Below are 300 nucleotides of genomic sequence, written 5' to 3' on the forward strand. Positions count from 1 at the left end.
GTGCCGCTCCAGCATCTGCCCGATAATCCGGGCTTCCTCCTCGGACGGGATCTGCAGTTCTGGCGAGACCTCCCGTCCATGCGTCACCCGATCTTCCATCGCCTGCGTCGGCGTCATGATCTGCGTGAGCGGAGCGCGCACGAGATCTCCCAGACCGGCCTGCAGCATGGCACGGCCACGTTCGGCGCGCTCTTTCGAGTTCACCTGCAGCCGCAACTGCCGCCCCTTCAGGTCCAGCGTGCCCAGCACGATCGTGCCATCATCCATCTCCGTGCGCAGGAACCGCCCGTTTTCATCCCG

At 65.3% G+C, this 300-nt stretch carries 1 pseudogene; it reads right to left on the minus strand.

The features are described 5' to 3' along the window. Positions 1-300: pseudogene (locus B7449_RS18940) on the minus strand (hypothetical protein); the annotation flags it as partial.

The organism is Komagataeibacter intermedius TF2 (assembly GCF_000964425.1).
Lineage (GTDB): Bacteria > Pseudomonadota > Alphaproteobacteria > Acetobacterales > Acetobacteraceae > Komagataeibacter > Komagataeibacter intermedius.